Annotated in this window: 36 protein-coding genes; 22 read left to right on the forward strand and 14 right to left on the reverse strand. The window is 68.7% G+C overall.

Annotated elements, in window-relative coordinates:
- Nucleotides 1-157: 157 nt before the first annotated feature.
- The 12 genes from Q1A87_RS05495 to Q1A87_RS05550 form a co-directional block, all read right to left on the reverse strand.
- On the reverse strand, nucleotides 158-400 hold the full coding sequence (locus Q1A87_RS05495) for a hypothetical protein (protein WP_299647903.1): 243 nt from the start codon (nucleotides 398-400) through the stop codon (nucleotides 158-160).
- A gap of 2 nt (nucleotides 401-402) precedes the next feature.
- Complete coding sequence (locus tag Q1A87_RS05500) at nucleotides 403-1,038, reverse strand: HNH endonuclease (protein WP_299647906.1); 636 nt, start codon at nucleotides 1,036-1,038, stop codon at nucleotides 403-405.
- Nucleotides 1,031-1,270 carry a hypothetical protein gene (locus Q1A87_RS05505; RefSeq protein ID WP_299647909.1) on the reverse strand — a complete coding sequence of 80 codons (240 nt, stop codon included), beginning with the start codon at nucleotides 1,268-1,270 and terminating at the stop codon, nucleotides 1,031-1,033. The genes Q1A87_RS05500 and Q1A87_RS05505 overlap by 8 nt, the downstream gene beginning before the upstream one ends.
- Nucleotides 1,267-2,004, reverse strand: coding sequence for a hypothetical protein (locus Q1A87_RS05510; RefSeq protein WP_299647913.1), 738 nt, complete (start codon nucleotides 2,002-2,004; stop codon nucleotides 1,267-1,269). Before Q1A87_RS05510 ends, Q1A87_RS05505 begins: the two co-directional genes overlap by 4 nt.
- A 146-nt stretch (nucleotides 2,005-2,150) precedes the next feature.
- Complete coding sequence (locus Q1A87_RS05515) at nucleotides 2,151-2,279, reverse strand: hypothetical protein (RefSeq protein WP_299647916.1); 129 nt, start codon at nucleotides 2,277-2,279, stop codon at nucleotides 2,151-2,153.
- Nucleotides 2,280-2,461: 182 nt separating this feature from the next.
- A complete protein-coding gene (locus Q1A87_RS05520) occupies nucleotides 2,462-3,466 on the reverse strand; it encodes a DUF2303 family protein (RefSeq protein WP_299647919.1) in 1,005 nt (334 codons plus the stop codon).
- A 32-nt stretch (nucleotides 3,467-3,498) separates the two neighbouring features.
- On the reverse strand, nucleotides 3,499-3,702 hold the full coding sequence (locus Q1A87_RS05525) for a hypothetical protein (RefSeq protein WP_299647922.1): 204 nt from the start codon (nucleotides 3,700-3,702) through the stop codon (nucleotides 3,499-3,501).
- The gene (locus Q1A87_RS05530; protein ID WP_299647924.1) at nucleotides 3,692-4,114 is read right to left on the reverse strand and encodes a hypothetical protein; all 423 of its coding nucleotides are present in this window, start codon (nucleotides 4,112-4,114) and stop codon (nucleotides 3,692-3,694) included. Before Q1A87_RS05530 ends, Q1A87_RS05525 begins: the two co-directional genes overlap by 11 nt.
- Entirely contained in the window at nucleotides 4,114-4,695 is a 582-nt protein-coding gene (locus Q1A87_RS05535; RefSeq protein WP_299647927.1) for a hypothetical protein, read from the reverse strand. Before Q1A87_RS05535 ends, Q1A87_RS05530 begins: the two co-directional genes overlap by 1 nt.
- On the reverse strand, nucleotides 4,692-5,003 hold the full coding sequence (locus Q1A87_RS05540) for a hypothetical protein (protein ID WP_299647930.1): 312 nt from the start codon (nucleotides 5,001-5,003) through the stop codon (nucleotides 4,692-4,694). The genes Q1A87_RS05535 and Q1A87_RS05540 overlap by 4 nt, the downstream gene beginning before the upstream one ends.
- Nucleotides 5,000-5,401, reverse strand: coding sequence for a hypothetical protein (locus Q1A87_RS05545; protein ID WP_299647933.1), 402 nt, complete (start codon nucleotides 5,399-5,401; stop codon nucleotides 5,000-5,002). Before Q1A87_RS05545 ends, Q1A87_RS05540 begins: the two co-directional genes overlap by 4 nt.
- Nucleotides 5,402-5,674: 273 nt before the next feature.
- Nucleotides 5,675-5,998 carry a hypothetical protein gene (locus tag Q1A87_RS05550; RefSeq protein ID WP_299647936.1) on the reverse strand — a complete coding sequence of 108 codons (324 nt, stop codon included), beginning with the start codon at nucleotides 5,996-5,998 and terminating at the stop codon, nucleotides 5,675-5,677.
- Nucleotides 5,999-6,085: 87 nt separating this feature from the next.
- Between Q1A87_RS05550 and Q1A87_RS05555 the strand changes: the two genes are divergently transcribed.
- Complete coding sequence (locus tag Q1A87_RS05555; protein ID WP_299647939.1) at nucleotides 6,086-6,343, forward strand: hypothetical protein; 258 nt, start codon at nucleotides 6,086-6,088, stop codon at nucleotides 6,341-6,343.
- Nucleotides 6,344-6,684: 341 nt separating this feature from the next.
- Here the strand turns inward: Q1A87_RS05555 and Q1A87_RS05560 are convergent, their stop codons facing one another.
- On the reverse strand, nucleotides 6,685-6,933 hold the full coding sequence (locus Q1A87_RS05560) for a hypothetical protein (protein WP_299647942.1): 249 nt from the start codon (nucleotides 6,931-6,933) through the stop codon (nucleotides 6,685-6,687).
- 108 nt (nucleotides 6,934-7,041) lie between these two features.
- On the opposite strand from Q1A87_RS05560, the gene Q1A87_RS05565 reads away from it, so the two are divergent.
- From Q1A87_RS05565 to Q1A87_RS05660, 20 genes are all read left to right on the forward strand, one after another.
- Nucleotides 7,042-7,290 carry a hypothetical protein gene (locus Q1A87_RS05565; RefSeq protein WP_299647944.1) on the forward strand — a complete coding sequence of 83 codons (249 nt, stop codon included), beginning with the start codon at nucleotides 7,042-7,044 and terminating at the stop codon, nucleotides 7,288-7,290.
- The gene (locus Q1A87_RS05570; RefSeq protein WP_299647947.1) at nucleotides 7,283-7,729 is read left to right on the forward strand and encodes a hypothetical protein; all 447 of its coding nucleotides are present in this window, start codon (nucleotides 7,283-7,285) and stop codon (nucleotides 7,727-7,729) included. Before Q1A87_RS05565 ends, Q1A87_RS05570 begins: the two co-directional genes overlap by 8 nt.
- Nucleotides 7,726-8,409 (forward strand): response regulator transcription factor, encoded by a 684-nt coding sequence (locus Q1A87_RS05575; protein ID WP_299647949.1) that lies wholly within the window; start codon nucleotides 7,726-7,728, stop codon nucleotides 8,407-8,409. Before Q1A87_RS05570 ends, Q1A87_RS05575 begins: the two co-directional genes overlap by 4 nt.
- Nucleotides 8,410-8,758: 349 nt before the next feature.
- Nucleotides 8,759-9,280 carry a hypothetical protein gene (locus tag Q1A87_RS05580; protein ID WP_299647952.1) on the forward strand — a complete coding sequence of 174 codons (522 nt, stop codon included), beginning with the start codon at nucleotides 8,759-8,761 and terminating at the stop codon, nucleotides 9,278-9,280.
- Nucleotides 9,277-9,630, forward strand: coding sequence for a hypothetical protein (locus Q1A87_RS05585; protein ID WP_299647955.1), 354 nt, complete (start codon nucleotides 9,277-9,279; stop codon nucleotides 9,628-9,630). The genes Q1A87_RS05580 and Q1A87_RS05585 overlap by 4 nt, the downstream gene beginning before the upstream one ends.
- Entirely contained in the window at nucleotides 9,627-10,268 is a 642-nt protein-coding gene (locus tag Q1A87_RS05590) for a hypothetical protein (RefSeq protein WP_299647958.1), read from the forward strand. Before Q1A87_RS05585 ends, Q1A87_RS05590 begins: the two co-directional genes overlap by 4 nt.
- The gene (locus tag Q1A87_RS05595; protein WP_299647961.1) at nucleotides 10,265-10,903 is read left to right on the forward strand and encodes a hypothetical protein; all 639 of its coding nucleotides are present in this window, start codon (nucleotides 10,265-10,267) and stop codon (nucleotides 10,901-10,903) included. Before Q1A87_RS05590 ends, Q1A87_RS05595 begins: the two co-directional genes overlap by 4 nt.
- Before the next feature lie 186 nt (nucleotides 10,904-11,089).
- Entirely contained in the window at nucleotides 11,090-11,671 is a 582-nt protein-coding gene (locus Q1A87_RS05600) for a hypothetical protein (RefSeq protein WP_299647964.1), read from the forward strand.
- Entirely contained in the window at nucleotides 11,668-12,243 is a 576-nt protein-coding gene (locus Q1A87_RS05605) for a transcription termination/antitermination NusG family protein (RefSeq protein ID WP_299647967.1), read from the forward strand. The genes Q1A87_RS05600 and Q1A87_RS05605 overlap by 4 nt, the downstream gene beginning before the upstream one ends.
- A gap of 180 nt (nucleotides 12,244-12,423) precedes the next feature.
- Nucleotides 12,424-12,780, forward strand: coding sequence for an HNH endonuclease (locus Q1A87_RS05610; protein ID WP_299647970.1), 357 nt, complete (start codon nucleotides 12,424-12,426; stop codon nucleotides 12,778-12,780).
- An 87-nt stretch (nucleotides 12,781-12,867) separates the two neighbouring features.
- Nucleotides 12,868-13,335 (forward strand): hypothetical protein, encoded by a 468-nt coding sequence (locus tag Q1A87_RS05615; protein ID WP_299647973.1) that lies wholly within the window; start codon nucleotides 12,868-12,870, stop codon nucleotides 13,333-13,335.
- A gap of 1 nt (nucleotide 13,336) precedes the next feature.
- The gene (locus Q1A87_RS05620; RefSeq protein WP_299647977.1) at nucleotides 13,337-15,034 is read left to right on the forward strand and encodes a terminase TerL endonuclease subunit; all 1,698 of its coding nucleotides are present in this window, start codon (nucleotides 13,337-13,339) and stop codon (nucleotides 15,032-15,034) included.
- 9 nt (nucleotides 15,035-15,043) lie between these two features.
- On the forward strand, nucleotides 15,044-16,333 hold the full coding sequence (locus Q1A87_RS05625; protein WP_299647979.1) for a phage portal protein: 1,290 nt from the start codon (nucleotides 15,044-15,046) through the stop codon (nucleotides 16,331-16,333).
- Nucleotides 16,311-17,141, forward strand: coding sequence for a head maturation protease, ClpP-related (locus Q1A87_RS05630; RefSeq protein ID WP_299647982.1), 831 nt, complete (start codon nucleotides 16,311-16,313; stop codon nucleotides 17,139-17,141). Before Q1A87_RS05625 ends, Q1A87_RS05630 begins: the two co-directional genes overlap by 23 nt.
- 9 nt (nucleotides 17,142-17,150) lie before the next feature.
- Nucleotides 17,151-18,386: a phage major capsid protein gene (locus Q1A87_RS05635; protein ID WP_299647985.1), complete on the forward strand. Its 1,236-nt coding sequence runs from the start codon at nucleotides 17,151-17,153 to the stop codon at nucleotides 18,384-18,386.
- Between the two features lie 81 nt (nucleotides 18,387-18,467).
- A complete protein-coding gene (locus Q1A87_RS05640) occupies nucleotides 18,468-18,908 on the forward strand; it encodes a hypothetical protein (RefSeq protein ID WP_299647988.1) in 441 nt (146 codons plus the stop codon).
- A gap of 41 nt (nucleotides 18,909-18,949) precedes the next feature.
- Entirely contained in the window at nucleotides 18,950-19,522 is a 573-nt protein-coding gene (locus Q1A87_RS05645; RefSeq protein ID WP_299647992.1) for a hypothetical protein, read from the forward strand.
- Complete coding sequence (locus tag Q1A87_RS05650; protein ID WP_299647995.1) at nucleotides 19,522-19,854, forward strand: head-tail adaptor protein; 333 nt, start codon at nucleotides 19,522-19,524, stop codon at nucleotides 19,852-19,854. The genes Q1A87_RS05645 and Q1A87_RS05650 overlap by 1 nt, the downstream gene beginning before the upstream one ends.
- Nucleotides 19,854-20,261, forward strand: coding sequence for a DUF3168 domain-containing protein (locus Q1A87_RS05655; protein WP_299647999.1), 408 nt, complete (start codon nucleotides 19,854-19,856; stop codon nucleotides 20,259-20,261). The genes Q1A87_RS05650 and Q1A87_RS05655 overlap by 1 nt, the downstream gene beginning before the upstream one ends.
- A 1-nt stretch (nucleotide 20,262) precedes the next feature.
- Nucleotides 20,263-20,742, forward strand: a complete 480-nt coding sequence (locus Q1A87_RS05660; RefSeq protein ID WP_299648002.1) for an HK97-gp10 family putative phage morphogenesis protein — start codon at nucleotides 20,263-20,265, stop codon at nucleotides 20,740-20,742.
- Here Q1A87_RS05660 and Q1A87_RS05665 read toward each other — a convergent pair.
- A complete protein-coding gene (locus Q1A87_RS05665; protein ID WP_299648005.1) occupies nucleotides 20,729-21,028 on the reverse strand; it encodes a hypothetical protein in 300 nt (99 codons plus the stop codon). The two genes, Q1A87_RS05660 and Q1A87_RS05665, sit on opposite strands and share 14 nt — an antisense overlap.
- A gap of 10 nt (nucleotides 21,029-21,038) precedes the next feature.
- On the opposite strand from Q1A87_RS05665, the gene Q1A87_RS05670 reads away from it, so the two are divergent.
- Nucleotides 21,039-21,218: a hypothetical protein gene (locus Q1A87_RS05670; protein WP_299648008.1), complete on the forward strand. Its 180-nt coding sequence runs from the start codon at nucleotides 21,039-21,041 to the stop codon at nucleotides 21,216-21,218.
- Nucleotides 21,219-21,221: the final 3 nt, after the last annotated feature.

Consider the following 21,221-nt stretch of genomic DNA (forward strand, 5'->3'; position numbering starts at 1 on the left):
CCATTCTCCGGCCAGTTGCCCTCGCCCGCCAGGTGCTCGATCATGGCTTCGCAGATTTCGCAGTCCGGCATGCGGGCGCAGGCTCGACAGGTCGTTTGCCACGCGTCCTGCCAATCCTTATAAGTCTTGGGCTTGTATGGGCGGGCGGCCTGCATGGTCAGTCGCGTTCCGGCGCGGGCTGGGTGGTCAGGATCACCGGCGGATGGACAGTGCCGCAAATCGTCAGGCGAACTGAACCACCGCCCACCAGGTGCGCGACCTCGGCCGGCGTCGGCTCCCAGACGCTCGTCATCATGGGCGTGCCGTCCTCGGCGACCTCGTCGAGGATCGCGAGGGCGAAGTACTCGTCCTGCGTCTCGGCGAGGATGCGGGTGGCGTTGGAGATGCGGAGCGGCAGCACGGTCAGGCCGTCCGCTTCTTCGTCCGCGCCGCGTGCTCGAGCTCGGCGATCGCGAGGATCGTCGGCTTCAGCTCGGCCGGCGCTTGGTCGTAACCGCGGCCGAACCGGCCGTTCAGGCGCGGGGCGACGGCCATGGGGATGGCCTTCCAGTTCGACGGGTCGGTGTTCGTCTTGTCGCCGTCGAGGCACTTCAGGCGGTAGCCTTCCGGGATCGGGCCGTTCGCCTTCTCCCAAAGGTAGCGGTGCTTGTGCACGGGCCGGGTCTTGGCGCCGGTCCACGGGTTCGTCTCCTCGACGATCATGATGACGTAGCCGTCCTTCGAGTCGATCCGCTCGTGCCCGGCACCACGATGGTTGTGCGGCAGGCCGCCCTTCTTGAACCGGGTCCGCGCGCTGTTCGGGTGGTAGGGCATCTTCTTGCCCTTGTTCTTCGGCGTCTGACCGGGAACGAAGCATCCCGTCCGGCCTGTCTTCCACCCCTTGCGTAGGCACAGCTGCTTCAGAGCGTCGACGGTCACGTCCGTGCGCCTGAACGCCTCGACGAACGCCTCGTGCAGCTCGCGGCGCGGCCATTCCTTGAAGCGCTCGATGTAGCGCAGCTCGGCGTCCGAGTATTCGATGCGGGCCCCTTTAGGCATCGGCCTTCCCGATCATCGGCAGGTGGGGCAGGACGGCCGCGCCGTGGTCGGCAAAGAGCTTGGCGGCCTTCAGCTGCAGGTTCGCGTTGCTGGCGATCTGATCGGCCACGCCGACGATGGCCTCGGCGCGCTTGACCTCCTGCTCGACCTGCTCGGCCGACATGTTCTCCTCGGACAGGCGCTCGAGCTGCGCGAAGAGATGGTCGTTCAGGTCGCTGAGTTTGTTCTTCATGGTTTCCTCCAGCGGATCAGGGTTGCGCAGGCGGCGAGCAGGAGCGCGGCCGTGGCGGGCAGCGGGACCGGTGTCGGGGTGGGCGTCTCGCCGGGCAGGTCCGTCTCGCAGCATTCCGGGCACTCGACGAAGATCGGGCGGGGCCGGCGGATGATCGTGCGGTCGCCCTCAATGGTCACGTCGCCTTCGACGATCCTGTCGCCGCTGGTGCGGCCGCCGATGGAGATCGCCGCTCCGGCGAAGGCGAGGGATCGGGCCGGGGTCGCGTTGGTAACCGCCGAGGCGCGGGGTGCCGCGATGGTCGGAGCGGCAAGGATCGGGCCCCAGAACGCGGCGGGCACGGTCGGGCGGGCGATGGGTCGGGGGCTCGATGGGTAGCCCCAGACGCCGCCAGTCTCCGCGACGCAAGTGTCGGCGTAGCGGGCGACATAGTCGTCCCAGACGATGGGTTCCGGCGGGCGGCCGATGAGCACGGCAAGCTCGTTGCGCGTGATCTGGCGACGGCAGGGTTCGGGCAGGCAGGTCGGCGGCAGCGTCACGCCCTTGTCGGTGGCGAGCATGGCGGCGTCGAGGTCGGCCTCCTGAACGCAGCCGTAGCCGAGCGCGTCGGTGGTGACATAGGTGTCGAGGGTGGCGCCGTGGGCCGCGTTGGCGGTCCAGAGGGCGAGAGCCATGCCGGCACTGACGCCGGCGATGATCAGGGCGGACGGGGAGTGGAGAAACGGACGGGTCATGGCTTCGCTCCTGCGGGGGGAGTGAGGCTGCCCGTGCGACGGCGCAGGGGCGCGGTCCTCACGGGTTCCGGGCCGTCGTAAGCCGGAGCGGGGATCACCCAAACGCGCTTCTGGCGCAGCGCGCGGTCCGATGGGGGCGGGCCGTGTCACGACGCACCCTTCTCGATCTCGGCCTCGATCCGATCCCATTCGCCGGACAGTCGAAGATGGGCGAACCGCTCGACGACCTCGTCCTCGGACCGGTTCAGGTGATCGGCGGCAGTGCTGACGTCCACCCGGCCTCCCAGGCGAACCAGGTACAGGTCGTCCTCCGCTGTCCAAGGCGCCGGCCAGAACCGACACGTGAGGCGGGCGATGAGCTTGCGTAGGAGAGACATAGGGCGATCTCCGTTGGGGTTGCCCCGGACGCCGCCGATCTCGACGCCCGGGGATGCCGGCGAAATGCCGGGCATGGGGGTCAGGCTTCGGGGGTGCCCTTGAAAAGCGGGAGGCTCGTCGCCTCTGTGGCGGTGGCGAGGGCCTCGTCGAAGGCGGCCTCGAAGGCGCGATCGGGGTTGTAGACGGACAGGATGAACCGGACCGTCGAGCCCATCTTCCGGTAGCGGAAGCGGACCGGCATGCGGTACGGTGCGCCGCCCAGGAAGACCGGAATGGCGATGATGATCAGGTTCGGGATGTTGAGCGGCTGGCCGTCCGGGCCTTTGTGCTCGTTCAGGAACTGGATTTCCGCCTCGCCGGTGTCGCGGTTCGTCGTCACCTTCAGGTCCGAGGTCTCGTAGACCTGGAAGCGCTTCGACATGGCGAGCAGCTGCGTCAGCTGGCCGTAGCGCCCCTCGATCTTGCGGGCGGTCTGGATCAGGCGGTTCTCCCAAGGCTGGTTCGCCTCGGCCTCCTCCAGCTTTATCAGGGCCGGGGTCGGGTCCATGATGTCCTTCGCCTGCGCCTCGATGAACTCACCGAGCGCGTCCTTTTCCAGCGGCTCGCCGTTCGAGACGGCCATCCATGCCTTCCACTCGTCCGAGAGCGGGAAGTCGTAGATGGCGCGGTGGTGGCAGTGGCGGGCGGTGGCCTCGCCCTCCGGGTTCCCCTGATCCGGTGTGCCGCCCGCGTGATAGTCGGCGATGCAGGTCAGCGCCGGCGCCTTCATGTCGGGCTGGGCGAAGAGGGCGGTTTCCTCACCCTTGAAACGGTTCGCCCAGGCGATGAGGCTGTCGAGGTCCTTCAGGCGCGCGGTGCCGCGGCGGCGGGCGGGGCGCAGGTACTCGGCCGCGCGGCGGTGCGCCTCGGTCAGGTCGTGGACGGTGCGGCCCTCGGGCAGGGCGAGCTGGAAGGCGCGGTTGAAGACCTCGTCGGGATCGGCGGGGAGGATCACCTCGTATTCGCCGAACTTCTTCATCACGTCGCGCATCGTCTCGGCGACGTTCTGCGGGGTGTCGGGATTGGCATTAGGGTGGCTGGTCACGGTGGCGCCTTTCAGAAGTGAGGAATGGGGGGTCAGACGATGTCGCCTGTCGTCGTGCCGTCGAAGACGCCGGCCGCGCAGTCCGATGCCCACTCGGGGGGCGGACAGTTGAACAGGGAGTTGCAGGTCGGACAGAAATCGACGGCGTAGTAGCGGCCGCGCCAGTAGAAAGCGTCCTCACGCTTCTGCATCTCGTGGCCCTCGGGGCAGGTCCCGACGCTCGCCTCAATCGACATCGCGGACCTCGCCGGTCTCGGGGTCGTAGTCCTCGGCGTCGCGGACCGGGGTCTGCATGCGGGCCATGAGGGGGGAGTAGAGGGTGAGCTCGCCGTCCTCGTTGATGAAGGCGGCGGCGCTCGACGGGGGCTTCTTCGGGGCCTTGAATGTCGCGGTCGCGCCCATCGAGACGTCGCCCGACTTGCCGAGCGCGTAGCTGACCTGAATCGTCATCGTGCCCTGGCAGCCCTTGGTGCCGTGCTCGTCGCGGTGCTCGAGGAGGTCGATCTGCAGCTGGCGGTGCTTGTCCAGCAGATCGGCAAGGAACGCGCCGCCGTCGAAGAGCGCGAGGATCTGCTCGATCGAGCGCATCTTGTAGGGGTCGTGCTCGGCGCGCCGGACCTTGGCGGGCGGATTGATCTTCTCGGCCATCACGAGGCGTTCCTTTCGGGCTGATCTGCGGGGGGCGGCGGAGCCGGGCGGGTGTGGTCGCGGGCGGCGGCGATCCAGTTGCGGATCGCGCGGTCCTCGGTCGCGGCGATGGCGGAGACGCCGTGGAGGGACAGCTCGACGACGTGGTCGGGGTGGTCGGCCTCGATGCCGACGCGGAGAGGATAGGTGCCGCCGGCCTCGATCACCTCCTGCACCATCGCGTCGCGCCAGCCGGCGGGGCCGATCCGGTCGAGGCGGTCGAGGAAGGCAGCGCGGGCGTGGCGGGTGGCCTCATTGTCGCCGGGCAGGGCGGTGGCGGGCAGGATCGTGACGCCGTGGGAGAGGCCGGTGCAGGTGAAGCCGTGGGAGAGGGCGGTGCAGGTGTTCGGGTTCCAGCACGCGTCATGCCTATCGACGTCCGTGGACGTAACGATGCCGCACCGAGTGACGAAGATGGTCTCCTCCCCGTCAGAGATGCTGAGGTCGCCGCCGGCGTCGAGATAGGCGGCGGGCGCGCGGTCGGGCTGCGCCTCGGGGCAGGGCATCGGCAGCGGCGCGAAGGTCCAGGCGGGGGCGGTCATGTCGACGGTCCGACCGGTGCCGGATCGGGTGCCGATCCGTCTGCGTTCCAGCGAGCCACGCAGTCGGCGCAGAACCAGCCGGCGTCCTCGCTCAACACTGCGCTTTCTAGTTCGCTTTCGAGGATCGGCTCCTCGCAAGCCTCGCAATGCGTGGTGACGGCATCGTCCAACCACCCGTCGCGTAGCTCCTTCAGGAGTCGCAGGATGTGGCCCGTCTGAATGTACGGACCATTCATCACCTCGATCGACGCCTCGATCTGCTCGATCAGAAGATGCAGCTCGATCTTCTTGTCCCGGCTCAGGGTCACGCCATGCACTCCGCGCGGCGCAGGATGCGGGTGGCGGTCATCTGGTCGTCGGGGTGGGGCGAGAGGGCGCGGAGGGTGCGGGCGGCGGCGCGGAGGTCGGCCTCGGGCGTGAAGGGCGCGCGAAGGGCGGCGCGGGCAGCGGCGATCTCGTCGAGCGGGGCGACGGGCTCGGTCGCGGGCTCGCGGATCGGGCGGCAGGTGCGGAGGTCGATCACTTCGTTGATGCGCGGCGCGCGGTCCGCGGCGCGGCGGCGGAGGAGCTCGAGGCAGATTTCCGGGAGGGCGACGGAGAGGACGGCGCGCGTCTCCTCGTCGAACGCGCCCAGGGCGGCCGGGCCGTCGAGCTCCGAGAACTCGCGCAGCATGGCGTCGCTGATAAGGGGGGTGGGGTCTGGCATCTCGGTAACCTCCTGATCGTCTCCCCATTTCTGGGGAGTGGTAAGGGCCCCACCATCGTGGAACCGCTTAACGGGGAGTTACCAGTGCCAAAAGGCACCGTCAATCAGAAAGGTGCCGATTGGCACTAAATACCGGAGGTGACGAAAGGTTCACGTTGCCAAAAGCGTCGGTGATCCCCCTACATTTCAGGGAGATGACATTGGAAAAGTTAATTCACGAGATTGCCAGAAACGAGGCAGGCTACGCAGCAGCACTAGCCTTTGCGGGCGGGATTATTGCTGGCCGCGTGCTGCAAGAAGACCCCGAATCTGGGCGGCAAGTAGCTTCTCTTCTTGCGGGGTCAGAAGCTGGGCAAGATCCGCTAGAGCGGAGCCCGGCTCAGTCTCGCCAGTCTTCATGAAGGCCTCGAGTGTAAGCCCGAAGTAGGCTGCGATCTTCAGTGCGTTCTCTGGCGTCGTTGAGGAGTTCGGTCGTTCGCCGAGCCGAAGCTTCTTAATGACGTCCAGGGAAACGCCACTTCCCTTCGCGAGCTCAGACGGGCCGACGTTCCCGCGCTCCATGTGCCATAACAGCGCTTGTCGAAAGGTTTCAGCCATGGCTGAACGTAGGCGCGACCCCGATGCTCTGTTCAAGCGGTCGATTGGCACTTGACCTAGCCGGTGCCTTTTGGCACCCAAGGCGTCATGGATCGGATACAAGACCTACTCCGTCGCGTTGATAAATACGCTGCAGACAACGGCGTCACACCCGCGACTGTCTGCCGGTATGCGACAGGCAATTTCCGTCTGTACGAGCGCATTCAATCTCGGCTGAAGAAGCTGGAGGATGATGCGGAACGTATCGAGCAATTTCTCGACAACCGCGAAGCTGTCCCCGCTTCCCCCGAGCCCCAACCCACGCCGGACCCGAAATGCGGGCCGGCGCAGGCGGAGGCCGTCTGATGTTCGGCCTTCAAATGCTTTCGTCATGCCCCGGGTGTGACTCCGCGCCGCGGGGCGCTCAAGGAATCGACGTTTCCGAAGACGCAAGGGAAGGGACCCCGACATGAACCGACGCGCGCTTCTTCTCGGGGCGGTCGCAGCGCCGCTGGCCGCACGGGCAACCGAAGCGACCGCGACTCCAGCTATCGATTACGCAAGGTCGCAGGAGCTTGCTGCCCAGATCGAGAAGATCAGGGCAACGAAGGTCGCTACAGACACGGATTTCATCGAGCTGGCAATCGCCGAGCTTGATAGGCTTCAAGCCGCAAGGGGCCAGGCATTCGTCGATGCCTTGGACGAAGTCATTTGTCGGGAGGCTCGATCTTCCCAAGCTGACCAACCCAAAAATCAAACCCATCCGCATCAGCCTCCTTGCCTTTATCCCGGGCAGACTCGGCATGACCCATCATCAGAAGCTGAAGGGGCTTAGGGTCGATGATCCCCTTTTCTGCCAGAGCTCTGATTAGGTGCAGCAACAGTATCGTGTTCGCCCTACCGGTCAGATTGACCGCTCCGGTAAGGGCTTCGATCAGCTCTTTTCTATCGTCCATCGGTTCGTTCTCCTTCCGGTGTGACGTAGGCGCGGACGGGGCTGCTATCCCCGTCCGTCGCCGTGACCGTGCCGGGGCGACATTCATCGGTCAACCGGCGGGCGCCGCATGACGGGCGTCCTGACCCTCCTCGCCGTGCTGACCGTCGGCTTCGCGATCGGCCTCGGCCTCGGCGCCTTCGTCTTCGGCGTCCTCCTGCGGCGCGACCTCGGCGATCTGCGCGACACGCTCGACGCGCGGGCCCGGGCGCGGGTCTGCCGGTTCGACCGCATTCCGCCGCTCGACCCGGTCGACATGCTCGCGCCGGCCACCGTCATTCCGCTGCGCGGCACCATCGGGGAGGGCGACCGTGCCTGACATCCGCCTCGTCGCCCGCGCGCATGTGAAGTCCATCGTGGACTGGTTCGGCTGCTACGATGCCGTGGCCGAGACGATCAACGCCCGGTGGGGCGCGCCGGCCGGGACGGGCGGCGTGTCGCGGGGCACGATCTCGAAGAAGGTCGCGGGCCAGTTCGACTGGACGATCTCGGACGTGATCGCGCTCGAGGACGCGTCGGGGCGCTACCCGGTGACGAAGCTGCTCGCGCGGCGGCTGGAGGACCGGCCAGTGCCGACGTCCGGCAGCCTGCTGAACGACGGGTCGATCATCGCGCGGGAGTCGGGCGAGGCCATCTGCGCGATCCTGTCGGCGGAACAGTCGAGCTCGGCCGACGACCGGGCTGGCGCGGTCAAGGAGATCGACGACGCGATCGAGGCGCTGAAGGCGGCGCGGGTCCGGCTGGAGGCGCGGCGGTGACCCGGGTGCTCGTCGTCGCAGGCTGCGCTGACCGGACGAGGGCGACGGCGCTTCGCCTGAGCGCCGCCGGTCACAACGTCATCCCGGCCGCGACTGCCACCGAGGCCGTCGAGCTGGCGCGCGTCTTCTCCTACGATCTGATCCTGCTCGACCTGCCGCTCGCGGATGCCGCCGACGCGGCCGCCGTCCTGCGCCGGTTGCGCCAAGCAAAGGTCAAGACGCCGGCGCTGGTCCTCGCCGTCAACGACGAACCGGTCGCCAAGCTGCGCGCCTTCGCGGAGGGGGCCGACCATTACCTTGTCCGGCCCGTCGACCCGGCGGAGCTGCTGGCGCGGGTCAACGCCATCGTGCGGCGGTCGCGCGGGCATGCGCACCGGGTCGTCGAGGCCGGGCCGCTGGCTATCGATCTGGACGCGCACCGCGTCGAGGTAGCGGGCGCGCCTGTCCATCTGACGGGCAAGGAATACGCGCTGCTCGAGGTGCTGGCGCTGCGGATCGGCGCGACCGTCACGCGCGACACGATCCTCGACCATCTCTACGGCGGGCTCGAGGAGCCCGAGCCCAAGATCCTCGACGTGTTCGTGCACAAGCTTCGCAAACGGATCGTCGCAGCCGGCGGGCCAGCGGACATCATCGAGACCGATTGGGGGCGGGGCTTCAAGCTTCGCGTGCCGGCATGACCGTGCGGCGTTCCCCCAGCTTCTTCGCATCCCTCTCCTCCCTTGGGGTGCGGAGGTGCTCCGGCGCGTGGGCCCGTCGCGCCGGGGCGATCCATTCCGACGCGGGGGGTGCGGGACCGCCCTTCGTGTGCGCTTCGGGGGCGGCGTCCGCGTCGGAAGCCCCCACCCATTCCGTATTCGGCGACCGCCCCCTGTCGGTCGCCGGGTCCGCGGGCGGTCCGGTTGCCCCGGCCGTCCGCCCCCATGCCGTGCCTGTCGACCTGCCCGGTCGTGCTCTGGGGCGCGGTGCACTTGCCCCCGCCGGGTTCGCCCCGCGGGGGCCCTTTCCATTCACGCCGGGGGTGTGCGCATGACGGTCCCCCGTGATCTAGACGCGATCTTCCGCGCCGGGCGGACGCGCCGCTGGCATGCGAATGCCGAGATGGTCGACACGTGCGACTTCACCGACGGGCATGGCGGCCGGGTCGCGCGGCTGATCTGCGCGCTGGTGCCCGAACCGTCCGCCGCGCTCCTGAAGGCGGCGCTGGCGCATGACGATGGCGAGCAGCTGGTCGGCGACGTGCCGGGCGACTTCAAGGCGGCGAACCCGGGCTTCGCGCGGCAGCTCGAGGATATCGAGCGGCGCGAGCGGCTCCGGCTCTGGGGCGTCTGCCCGATCCTGCCGCTCAGCGAGCGCGAGCGGCAGCTGCTGAAGCTCTGCGACCGGCTCGACGCGCTGATGTGGGTGGCGTGGCACCGGCCGGCGCTGCTCGCGCGGTGGGACTGGCAGCGGGATCGCGGCGACGTCGTGGCGATGGCCGGCGCGCTCGATCTTGGTCCCGAGGTCATCCAGGCGATCGTGAGGGTTATCGGCGGTGAGGTTTCTCGATGAGCGTCGCGTCATCTCGCAAGCCGGGCCTGCCGGCCGCCGCGCTGCGTCCCGTCACGACCGGGCCGCGTGTCGGTCCGGGCAGCGTCCACGCGATGCGGCGGCTGTGGTGCGCGGTGCTCTACGAGCAGGTGCGGCTGGCGATCTCGACGCCGTCCTCGCAGCAATCCTCGCTCGCGATCTCGCAGGCCGTGCACTGGATCGGCTCGCGCGACTTCCGCTTCGTCTGCGAGCTGGCCGGGCTGGACCCGGACTGGATCGAGCGCGGCATCGCCCGGACGATGGCACAGGGCAAACGCCTGCGCGCACGTCGGCCGGAGCCGAAGGAACTGAACGCGCGGGGGATGGCATGAGCAAGCGCGCCGGCCAGTTCGCCCGCCGCGCGCGGGACTTCTACCCGACGCCGCGGGCCGGCGCGCTGCCGCTCCTGCGGCATCTGCCGCGCGGGGTGCCGTACTGGGAGCCCTGCGCGGGCGACGGCGCGCTGATCGCGCATCTGGCGGGCCGGGCGGATTGCGTGGTGGCGACGGACCTCGCCCCCGGGGCCGAGGGCATCCACCGGCTCGACGCGATGCGCGCGACGGCGGCGGACGTCGACGCCACGGGAGCCGAGATGATCATCACGAACCCGCCTTGGCCGGCGCCGGGGCAGGGGGGCGCGCCGGTGGTCGGGCTGGCGCGGCATCTGTCGGCGCTGCGTCCGACCTGGATGCTCCTGCCGTGGGACCTCGCGGCGAACGGCTACTTCGACGGGCTCGCGCCTATCTGCCCCTGCATCGTGCCGGTCGGCCGGGTGTCGTGGATGGAGAACGGCACGCCGGGGAAGGATAACGCGGCGTGGTTCCTGTTCGACGCGCGGGTGCGCGTCGCCGGGCCGGTCGTGCTGTCGCGCACCGGCGGGCGGACCGCGCGGGCGGTGCATGGCCGCGCACTGCGCGCCTGGCGGGCGGCGCGGGTCGGGCGGACCTACACGATGGAGGTGGCGGCATGAGCCTGCGGACCGCGGCACCGGGCCCGGCCCTCGTCGAGACCGACGAGCTGCCGGACTATCCCTTCGCGCATGGCGACCGGCTGGACAGTCACTTCTTCATGGTCTGGCAGCGCCGCCGCTGGCTCAACAGCGAGATGCACCTGCGCGGGGGCTGGGCCTGCCAGGGCGTGTTCTTCGCGCTGATCAATCACGCCTTCGACCAGTCGCCGATCGGCACGCTGCCCGTCGATATGGGCGTGCTCGCCAAACTCGTCCGATGCGAGCGGGGTGAGTTCGAGGCAATGTGCGCGCAGCCCTACGGGCCGCTCCACGGGTGGGCGCCCTGCAACTGCGACGGCGAGGTCCGGCTGATGCACCGGGTGGTGCTCGACACGCTGACGGACGGGTTCGCGCGGCGCGAGGACAACCGGGCCCGGACGGAGGCGGCGAACAGCGCCAAGCGCCTGCAGCGGCTGCGCATCCAGCTCACGGGCATGGAGAAGTCGCTCGGCGAGAACGATCATGCGGTCCGGTGGATCGACGAATGGCTAGTCGATCAGGGCTGCACCAAGCGCACCGCCTCCTGGGTGGAGCGCGGGGTGCGCGCTTGGGTCCAGCACAGGAAGGGGATGAGCGAGGTCGGCGGGCGCCGCTGACGGCGTCCGAAGTGTCCTGAAAGTGTCCTGCGGACAGTCCCGGACAGTCCGGGGACAGTCGCGGACACATCCCGGACAGTCCGCTTCGATAGGGAAATAGACAGGGAAAAGATACGGATAGACGGACGGCGGGACAGATCGACGGACGGCGTCTGTGGATAAGTGGTCAGGCAGAGAGGATGGACGATGGACAGCAAGGGACAGGCCGAGGGCGAGAAGGCGGTGCGGACGATGCTGATCGAGCCGCTTCTGCAGCGCGGGCTGGCGCGGCCGGCCAGCCTGACGAAGGCGCAGTTCGACGACATGGTGGACAGCCTCTGCGCCAAGCTCGCTTACATGAGCGCAGGCAACCTCGCCGCGCTCGAGGAGGTTGTCGCGGCGAACCCGGGCGGGAAGGACAAGGATCGCCTGCCGATCGCGAACCGCGTCCTGGAATGGGCCGCGCAGATCCAGCCGCCGGGTGACGATGCCTCGCCGCTGATCCGGGCCGTCTTCGCCAACGAGCTTGGCCGGGACGCGCTGTCCGGCGGGTGGGCGCCCGAGCTGCTGGCGGAGCTGAAGCTGACGCGGCGGTGGCCGGGGTCGTTCGTGGTGGTGAAGCTGAAGGAACGGGCGGACGATGCGGTGCGGCAGATGACGCGGCTCGACGAGCGGCTGGCGGCCGGGGATGACCTGACGGTGACCGAGGCGGAGTGGCGCGCGCGGAGGGCGGCAACGCTCGACCGGTGCCGGCGTATCGCGGCGCTGTCGTCGGGGGTGACGGCATGACCGCGGCGTGGCGTCGGCCTGTGCCGGATCGTCCGCTTCGTGTCGGGGATGTGGTGCCGATGGAGCGGCGGTACGAGCCGCTGGGCGAGGACATCCCGCCGGTCTGGCTGGCGCTGCTCGTGCCGCCCCGGAAGGACTTCGCGGCCGTCGACTTCCTGAAGCGCAAGGGGCTGATGGCGTTCGCGCCGTCCGTGACAAAGGTTCGCTACCGGCGGGGCGTCCGGAACGAGCTTCGACTTCCGGCCGTGCCAGGCCTGGTCGTCGCGAAGTTCACCCGGGCGCCGCAATGGGAGGCGCTGCGCTCCCGACGGATCGTGAGCGGGGTGCTGTCGCAGGGCGGGTTGCCGGTGGCGCTGCGCGAGGATCAGGTGCGGCGGATCGACGGGCTGTCGGCCGCGCTGGCGGAACGGATGCGCTGCAAGCCGGGCGACATGGTGCGGCTCGCGCATGGACCGCTTGCTGGATACCTCGTCGAGGTCACAGCCGTGCGCGGCTCGAAGGCCATCTGCACCGCGCTCGGCATCAACGTGGTCCTCCCGGTCGACGAGGTGGAGGATGCGAAAGACGCTTAACGAATCGTCGGAGCGCGTGTTACTGGCGACTCACCGTGCTGGTCCGCAGCGGCACGGGGGAGAGGCTTCGGCCTGCCGTGCGGCACTGCGCAAGAATCGCCGCCCGCTTCCGGCCCGATCACTGGGAGCACATGTGCGACGCATTGGAGCGTTGCGATCTTTCCATTCGACGCGGTCCGCATGGGTCGCCTGAGCGCGGTTCCTGGGCGGCTGGCCCTGGCGACGCCGCGGCTGGCCCGCAGGTCAGGCGAGGCGGAGCGGCTGCGCGAGCGGAACGCGGCCCGGCCGAACTGGTACTCGACGGCGCGGTGGCAGCGGTTGCGGATCGAGGCGCTGACGCGGGACGGTTGGCAGTGCCGGCAGACGGGCGTGATGCTGGTCGGTCGGTATCCCGCGCCGAACAGCCCGGCGGTCGACCATATCGAGCCGCACCGGTGGGACCCGGACCTGTTCTGGGACCTCGGCAACCTGCAGTCGGTCACGAAGGCTTGGCACGACAGCGAGAAGCAGCGGCGTGAGGCGGCGGGGCGACGGTGACCGGCCGGACCCCCGGGGGGGGGGGTCGAAAGTCCGGCGGGGCGATTCAGCCCAGACCCGCATCCCCCCTAGCGAGAGGTTTTTTTCGTGGTGGACGAAAATCTGACGGTGGACCTGTTCGGCGACGTCACCACACTGCCCTCGGGGCGTCGTGGGCGGCCGTCTCACCGGTGGTCGCAATCGAACGCGAACAGGGTGATCATGGGCCTGGCGATGGGCTACACGAACGTGGAGATCGCGGCCGGACTGGGGATCAGCCTGCCCACGTTGCGCCGGTATTATTTTTCCGAGCTGAAGCGCCGCGAGATGCAGCGCACGCGGTTCGAGCTTTGGCGCGCGGAGACGCTGGCGGTGCAGGCCGCGTCCGGCAACGTCGGCGCGATGAAGGAGCTCGGCAACCTGATGAAGCGCCGCGACGAGCACCTCGCGGATGCGGGCTTTCGCGCCGATGTCGATCCGACGCCGCCGCCCAAGCTCGGGAAGAAGGAACAGGACCGGCAGAACGCGGAGCACGCGGTCGAGGATCCTGACCTGATGCCGGGGAACTGGCACTGACATGAGCTTCGTCCCGCGGGACTGGGCGACGGCCTGTCCGGACTGGGAAGAGCGGATCGTCGAGGGACGCTCGCTGATCCCGGACCTGCCGCTTTTCGATCCGGTCGCCGACAAGGCGCTCCGCATCTTCAAGCGGCTCCGCGTCCCGGACCTCGTGGGCACCCCGACCTACGGCGAGGTCTGCGAGAACTGGGTGTTCGACTTCGTCCGGGCAATCTTCGGATCCTACGATCCGGAGACGAAGCGGCGGATGATCAGGGAATTCTTCCTGATGATCCCGAAGAAGAACGGGAAGAGCGCGATCGCGGCGGCCATCATCCTGGTGGCGGCCATCCTGAACGAGCGGCCCGAGGTCGAGCTGATCCTGATCGCCGAGACGCATACGATTGCCGGGATCAGCTTTCGCCAGATGGAGGGCATGATCAAGCTCGACCCCGGCCTGACGGCGATCTTCCACGTCCGAAGCCACCTGAAGGTGATCCTGCACCGCACGACCGGCGCGATGATCCGTATCCTGTCGGCGGACGGCGACGTCGTGACCGGTTCGAAGGCGGCCTACATCCTTGTCGACGAGGCGCATGTGCTCGGCCACAAGACGAAGGCCGCCGATCTCTACGTGGAGCTGACGGGCGGCCTGGCGTCGCGGCCCGAGGGGTTCTTCCTCGAAATCACGACGCAGTCGAAGATCGAGCCGCACGGGGAATTCAAGCGCCGGCTGCAGAGGGCCCGGGCGGTGCGGGACGGCAAGCTCGACCTGCCGATCCTCGCGGTGATCTACGAGATGCCGCGGGAGAAGCAGAAGAGCGAGGCCTGGCGCGACCCCGCGACCTGGGGGATCGTCAACCCGAACCTCGAGCGCTCGGTCAGCCTCGATTACCTCCGCGACGAGATGACGAAGGCGGAGATCGACGGGGCCGACAAGCTCGCGCTCTTCGCGTCGCAGCACCTGAACGTCGAGATCGGCCTCGGCCTGCACAGCGAACGCTGGGTGGCGGCGGATTACTGGGCGGCGCAGACGTCCGACGGGCTGGGTCTCGCGGAGCTGATGGCGCGGTCCGAGGTCTGCGTCGTCGGTGGCGACTTGGGCGGCGCAGACGACCTGTCCTCGCTCTGCGTCATGGGGCGGTGCCGGGAGACCCGCCACCGCCTCGTCTGGGCGAAGGCCTGGGTGCATCCGGGCGTTCTGAAAAAGCGGCAGGAGATCGCGCCGAAGCTGCTCGACCTCGAAGCGGCTGGTGACCTGGTGATCGATGCCGACATCGATGTGCATGTCGAGCAGATGGTCGACATCTGCATGGCGCTCGAGGCGGCCGCGCTCCTGCCCGAGGGGAACGCGGTCGGCCTCGACGCCTACGGGGTGGCGGCGTTGCTCGACGCGCTCGAGCTTCGCGGCATGCCCCTCGAGAAGTTCGGCGCCGTCGGGCAGGGCTTCAAGCTGAACGGCGCGATCAAGGGCCTGGAACGGCGGCTCCTGAACGGAACGCTCGAGCATGGCGGCCAGCCGATCATGACCTGGTGCCTCGGCAACGCGAAAGCGGAGGCGCGGGGCAACAACGTGCTGATCACCAAGGCCCGGGCCGGCGTCGCGAAGATCGATCTGCTGATCGCCATGTTCAACGCGGCGATCCTGATGGACATGAACCCCGAAGCTGCCGGGGGGCCGTCCGTATACGAGGAGCGCGGCCTCCTCACGGTATAAGGGGGCCTCATGGGTCATCAGAGCACGTTCCGGGGCTGGTCGCAGCCGCCGGCCGTCTCCCGCAGCGGAGGAAACGCCCGGAGGGGCACGAGCGTCGCCGCACTCGGCGGTGAGGTCGCGTCCTTCGCCTCGTTCGACGATCCGATGCTGCTCGAATTCCTGCGGACAGGCGGGTCCGGCACGACGGAGTCCGGGGTCACGGTCACGCCGGAACTGGCGATGCGCAACACGACGGTCTTGCGGTGCGTCTCGCTCATCGCGTTCTCGATGGGAATGCTGCCGCTGTTCCTGACCGAGAAGGCGTCGCGAGAGAAGGCGACGACGCACCCGCTCTACAGGATCCTGCACCGGCGTCCGAATGCCTGGCAAACGGCGTTCGAGTTCCGGTCGCTTATGCAGCAGCGGGCCCTGTCGCACGGCGATGCCTATGCGCTGCAGGTGCGAAGCGGATCGAAGCTCCTGCAGCTCGTGCCGCTGCCGAACGACCGCATTCGGGTCCGTCAGCGGCCGGACTGGACGCTGGAGTTCGAGTATCAGCGCCCGGCGGGCGGCACGCGGATTTATCGGCAGGAGGATATCTTCCACGTCCGGTACGGCATGTCGGAGGATGGGATCACCGGCCTGTCGCTGGTAAAGCAAGCGGCCGAGGCGATCGGGCTGGCGCTGCAGACGGAACGCGCGGCGGCCCGGCTGTTCCGGAACGGGATGATCGTCGGGGGCGCGCTGAAGCACCCGAAGAACCTCAGCCCCGAGGCCTACGATCGGTTGAAGGCCAGCATGGCCGAAGGGCAGGGCGCGGAGAACGCGCATAGCTGGAAGATCCTCGAGGAGGGGATGGAGCTCGTCTCGGGCGGCGGGACCGGTCGCGACAGCCAGACGGTCGAGCAGCGGCAGCTTCAGGTCGAGGAGATCAGCCGGCCGTTCGGTGTTCCCCGGCCGCTCCTGAATGTCGACGACACCTCCTGGGGCTCCGGCATCGACGCGCTCGGCCAGTTCTTCGTTCGCTACGGGCTGAACCCGTGGTTCGAGGCCTGGCAGCAGGCGATCGAGCGCGACCTCCTGCGCGAGGACGAGGTCGACCTCTACGAGGCGAAGTTCAACGCCGGCGCGCTCCTGCGCGGGTCGATGAAGGATCAGGCGGACTTCTTCGCCAAGGGGCTCGGCGCCGGCGGCCACGCGCCCTGGCTGCATCCGAGCGAGCCGCGGGAATGGATGGACCTGCCGCCGCGGGACGACCTGCCGCCGGCGATGTCCGCGAGACCAAGAGGAGACGGCGATGAGCCTGCGAGCCCTACCTGAATTGAAGGCGCGGAAGCTGCCGGACGTGTGCGCCTTCCATCTCGACGACGGCGCGATCGACCGGTTCGAGGCGCTCGCGCCGAAAGCCGACGCCAGCGACGCGACGATCTCGATCCTCGACGTGATCGGCCAGGACTTCTGGACCGGCGAGGGCGTGACCTCGAAGCGCATCTCGGCCGCGCTGCGCAACATCGGCGAGCGCGACGTCGTGGTGAACCTGAACTCGCCCGGGGGCGACTTCTTCGAGGGCGTGGCGATCTACAACATGCTGCGCCAGCACAAGGGCAAGGTCACGGTCAACATCCTCGGGCTCGCGGCCTCGGCCGCCTCCGTCATCGCGATGGCGGGCGACGAGGTCCTGATCGGCAAGGCCGGCTTCGTGATGATCCACAATGCCTGGGTGGTGGCGGTCGGAAACCGGCACGACCTGATCGAGGCGGCGGAGACGATGGAGCCCTTCGACGACGCGATGGCCGCGCTCTACGCGGATCGTGCCGGCGTCGAGCGCGGCGAAGCCGCCGCCTGGATGGATGCCGAGACATGGTTCAATGGCGAAGACGCCGTCACGGCAGGCCTGGCCGACGCCTTCTTGCCCGGGGACGCGGCCGTGCCGACGGAGCCGAAGGGGCCGGCCAAGGCCGAGCGCCGGACGGAGAACGCGCTGATGCGCACGGGAATGCCCCGCAATGAGCGCCGTAGCCTCATTGCGGCGCTGAAGGGGGGCACGCCAGGCGCTGCCCCTGACGCCACGCAGGACGCTGGCATCGTGGCTGCCCTCAGGCAGCTTTCGGCAACCCTCAGGTCTTAGGAGATACCGATGGCCAAACACATGATGCCCGCCACGATGCGGGGCATCGTTGCCGTGCGCGCGGATGCGGGCGGCGACGTGAAGACGATCCTCGCGGGGCTTCAGCAGGACTGGGACCAGTTCAAGGCGACGGCGCAGGAGAAGGATCGCGAGGTCAAGGCGAAGTTCGACGACGTCGTCACGACCGAGAAGTTCGATCGGTTGAATGCCTCCGTCGGCGAGATGCAGGCGGCGCTCGACCAGGCGAACGCGCAGCTTGCCGCGGCCTCTCTGGGCGGCACCGGCGGCGGCGTGAGGGACGCGGAGTACACCGACGCGTTCCGCGCGCACTTCAAGAAGGGTGACGTCCAGGCCGCGCTGAACCGCGGTGCGGATGCCGAAGGCGGCTACCTTGCGCCGGTCGAGTGGGATCGGACGATCATCGACCGCCTCGTCGAGGTCTCGCCCATGCGGCAGATCGCGGGGCAGCAGACGATCTCCGGGGCCGGCTTCCGCAAGCTCGTCCACCTCGGCGGCACGGCGTCCGGCTGGGTCGGCGAGACGGCCGCGCGGCCGCAGACCGCGACCGGCCAGCTTGCCCCGCTCGAGTTCACCACGGGCGAGCTCTACGCGAACCCGGCGGCGACGCAGACGATCCTCGACGACGCGGCGATCGACCTCGAAGCGTGGCTCGCCACCGAGGTCGAGACCGAGTTCAGCCTGCAGGAAGGGCTGGCATTCATCGCGGGGAACGGGGTCAACAAGCCGCGCGGCTTCCTGACCTACGCGCAGGGCGAGGCCGCCGCGGCCGTGCATCCGAAGGGCGCGATCCCTGTGAAGGACGCCGCCGCCGTCAACACCGTGACCGAGGACGAGCTGCTCGACCTCATCTACAGCCTTGAGGCGGTTTACACGGCGAACGCGCGCTTCGTGATGAACCGCTCGACGACGGGGACGATCCGCAAGCTCCGGGACTCGACCGGCCGCCAGCTGTGGCAGCCCTCGAGCCAGGCCGGCGAGCCGGCGACCCTGCTGAACTACCCGATCACCGACATGCCCGGCATGCCCGACTTCGCGGCTGGCGCCCTGCCGATCGCATTCGGCGATTTCCGCCGGGGCTACCTGGTGATCGACCGGACCGGCGTCCGCGTGCTGCGCGACCCGTTCACCAACAAGCCCTACGTGATGTTCTACACCACGAAGCGGGTCGGTGGTGGCGTGCTCGACCCGACCGTGATGCGCATCCTCAAGATGGCGGCCGCCTGACGTCGGACGGATACGCGTGAACCCGCGTCCCGCCCGTGAGGGGCGGGACGTCTCCACATCCAGCATCGGAGGACCATCATCATGGCCACGAAGAAGGAAGCCGAAGAGAAGGCCGCCGCTGAAGCAGCCGCGGCCGAGGAAGCGGCGAAGAAGGAAGCCGAAGAGAAGGCTTCTGCTGAGGCAGCCGCGGCCGAGGAAGCGGCGAAGAAGGAAGCCGAAATGAAGGCTTCTGCTGAGGCAGCCGCCGCCGAGGACGCCGCGAGGAAGGCCGCCGCCGAGGCGCCGCAGGCGGTCGCAGACCCGGCCGCCGCCGGCGAGCCGGACAGCGCGTCCGGGGCCGTCGTCGAGCCGGCCATCGTCGAGGGCGTCGAGATGAATCATCCGGCGATCGACGCGAACCCGCGTGCGGGCACGACCGCGCTGATGAACGCGCGGGACATGAACGACCCGCTGAACCGCCGGCCTTCCGATGAGGACTTCATCGGCAAGGGCCTCGACCCGTCGGTCTACGGCAAGGGCTGATCGGCGTGGCGGTGCTGTACCCTTCAGCCCCCGGGCGCAGGATGCTGCGCCCGGTCCGCGTCGGTGAGCCGGTCGCGCCGATCCTGACGCTCGCCGACGCCAAGGCGGCCTGCAACGTCGAGCTCGATCATCAGGACGAGCTGATCGGCAACCTCGTCCGGGCGGCCGCGTCGCATCTGGACGGCTACAGCGGCATCCTTGGCCGGTGCATGGTGACGCAGACTTGGCGGTACGGCTTCTCGAGCCTCGCGGGCCGCATCGCGCTCGTCATGCCGGACGCGCAGAGCATCGTGGCGGCGACGTATCGCGACCCGAACGGCGCGGGGCAGACAATCGTGCCGGAGCTGTTCCGGATCGAGGAAGAGGCCGCGGGCGCAGTGCTGACCTATGTCGGCGCGAGCCTCGGCGTGGAACGGGTGGCGTACCCGTTCTCGATCGACATCAAGTTCGGCTACGGCGTGGCGGCGCAGGTGCCCGAGGTGCTGCGCACGGCTTGCCGCCTTATGGTGGCGCACTGGTTCAACCAGCTGATGCTCGGCAACGCGGAGGCGCTGCAGGCGCCGCCCGCCATGGCCGAAGGCATGATTGCACCATTCCGGTGGCGGTCGATCTGATGGCCGGGTTCGTCGATCTGGTCGCCTTCGACGTCGAGGTCCGGACGAAGGACGAGTACGGCGGGGCGGAGATCGAATGGACGCCCGTCACGCCGTCGCTCTCGGCGGAGTTTCGGTACGAGCGGGGCCGCGAGGCGGAACAGTCCGGCGCCCAGACCGGGACGGCGTCGTTCAAGGTGCGCCTGCGGTCGAACCCCCTGACGCGTGCGCTGACGCCGGCGCACCGCATGCGCGACGTCCTCCGCGGCGTCGCCTACAACGTGCGCGAGGTCGACCCGATCAGCGACCGGGCCTTCGTCTGGATCGTCGCCGAGAGCGGGGTCGCGATCTGATGGCGTCGCCGTCCGAGGATCTGCAATTCGCGGTGCATGCGCTGTTGATGGGCGACGCGAGCGTGCAGGCCGTCGTGGATGGCCGGGTGCACGACGGACGGCCGGTCGACGGCGCCTTCCCGGCCATCAGCTACGGGCCCGGCGGCCATGTTCCGGACGATTACGACTGCATCGACGGGCGCGTCGAGACGCTGCAGATCGACTGCTGGACCCGATCGAAGGGGCAAAGGCGGCCCTGTGCAGCGCTCGTCGACGCCGTGAAGGACGCGCTGCACGAGGCCGCGTCGGACCTCCGGACGCATGCGCTGGTCCGCATGCAGGTGACGTCGACGCGGATCATGGAAGACCCGGACGGATCGACCTGGCACGGCATCGTGTCGCTCGAGGCGGAGATCGAGGAAGCCTGACATGATGGAGGGGCTTGCGCAGGTGCAGCGGCGCTTCGCGGCCATTCCGGTCAAGGTCCGCATCGCGGTCCGCGACGAGATGGGGCGGCAGGCCGACAAGATCGTGGCTGCCATGCGAGCCGCCGCGCCGAAGGACAGCCTCGCGCTGGCGAACTCGATCGGGTGGACGTGGGGCCGGCCGCCGGGCGGCGCGATGACGATCGGTCGGATCAGCAATGACGCGGGCGGGTCACGGATGACGATGACGTTCTACGCCGGCGGCACCGCGGAGACGGCGCGGCGGCAATCCCGATCGTCCGGCACGCGGAGCCGGGATGTCGGGCGCAGCGGTTTCTTCGACACCGACAACGCCCGCTTCCAGGAGTTCGGGACGGCGAAGATGCCGGCGAACCCGTTCTTCTACCCGGTCTGGCGGGCGATGCGGTCGAAGGCGCGCGCCGCGATCACCCGGGCTATGAACAAAGCGATCAAGGCCGTTTGATGGTGCAGAACTCGTCGATCGCAGCGAAGCCGGCTTCGGCGGCTTCGTTGCTGTTCCCTAGAATTGTCCCAAGACCGTCCATCACTGCTGAATAGTCAGTCGGCTTACGCTCCTCGGATTCTGCAAACGCAGGTTCGAGCATCAGAAGGGCAATGGTCATCGACAGGTCAGCGCTCTGACGGACCAGAGCCTCCGTCATCTCTCGGATAGCGTTGCATCGCGCTGTCGGCGTCGCCTCCGCGGCCGTGCCCGCAAGCACGATCGCGATCGTCAGGAACCGAAACATGGAGAACCTCATGAAGATCAGGATGACGAAGGACGATCGGCTGACACCTACCTCGTCCCACAGCATCTTCTACCTCAAGGGCGAGGAATACTCGCCCACGAAGGAGATCGCGACGCAGCTCATCGAGCGCGGCAGTGCCGTCGAGGTCGGCGCCGCCAAGACCTCCACCCCCGCCACCGACAAGGAGTGATCC

Source organism: uncultured Jannaschia sp., from assembly GCF_947494055.1.
GTDB lineage: Bacteria > Pseudomonadota > Alphaproteobacteria > Rhodobacterales > Rhodobacteraceae > Jannaschia.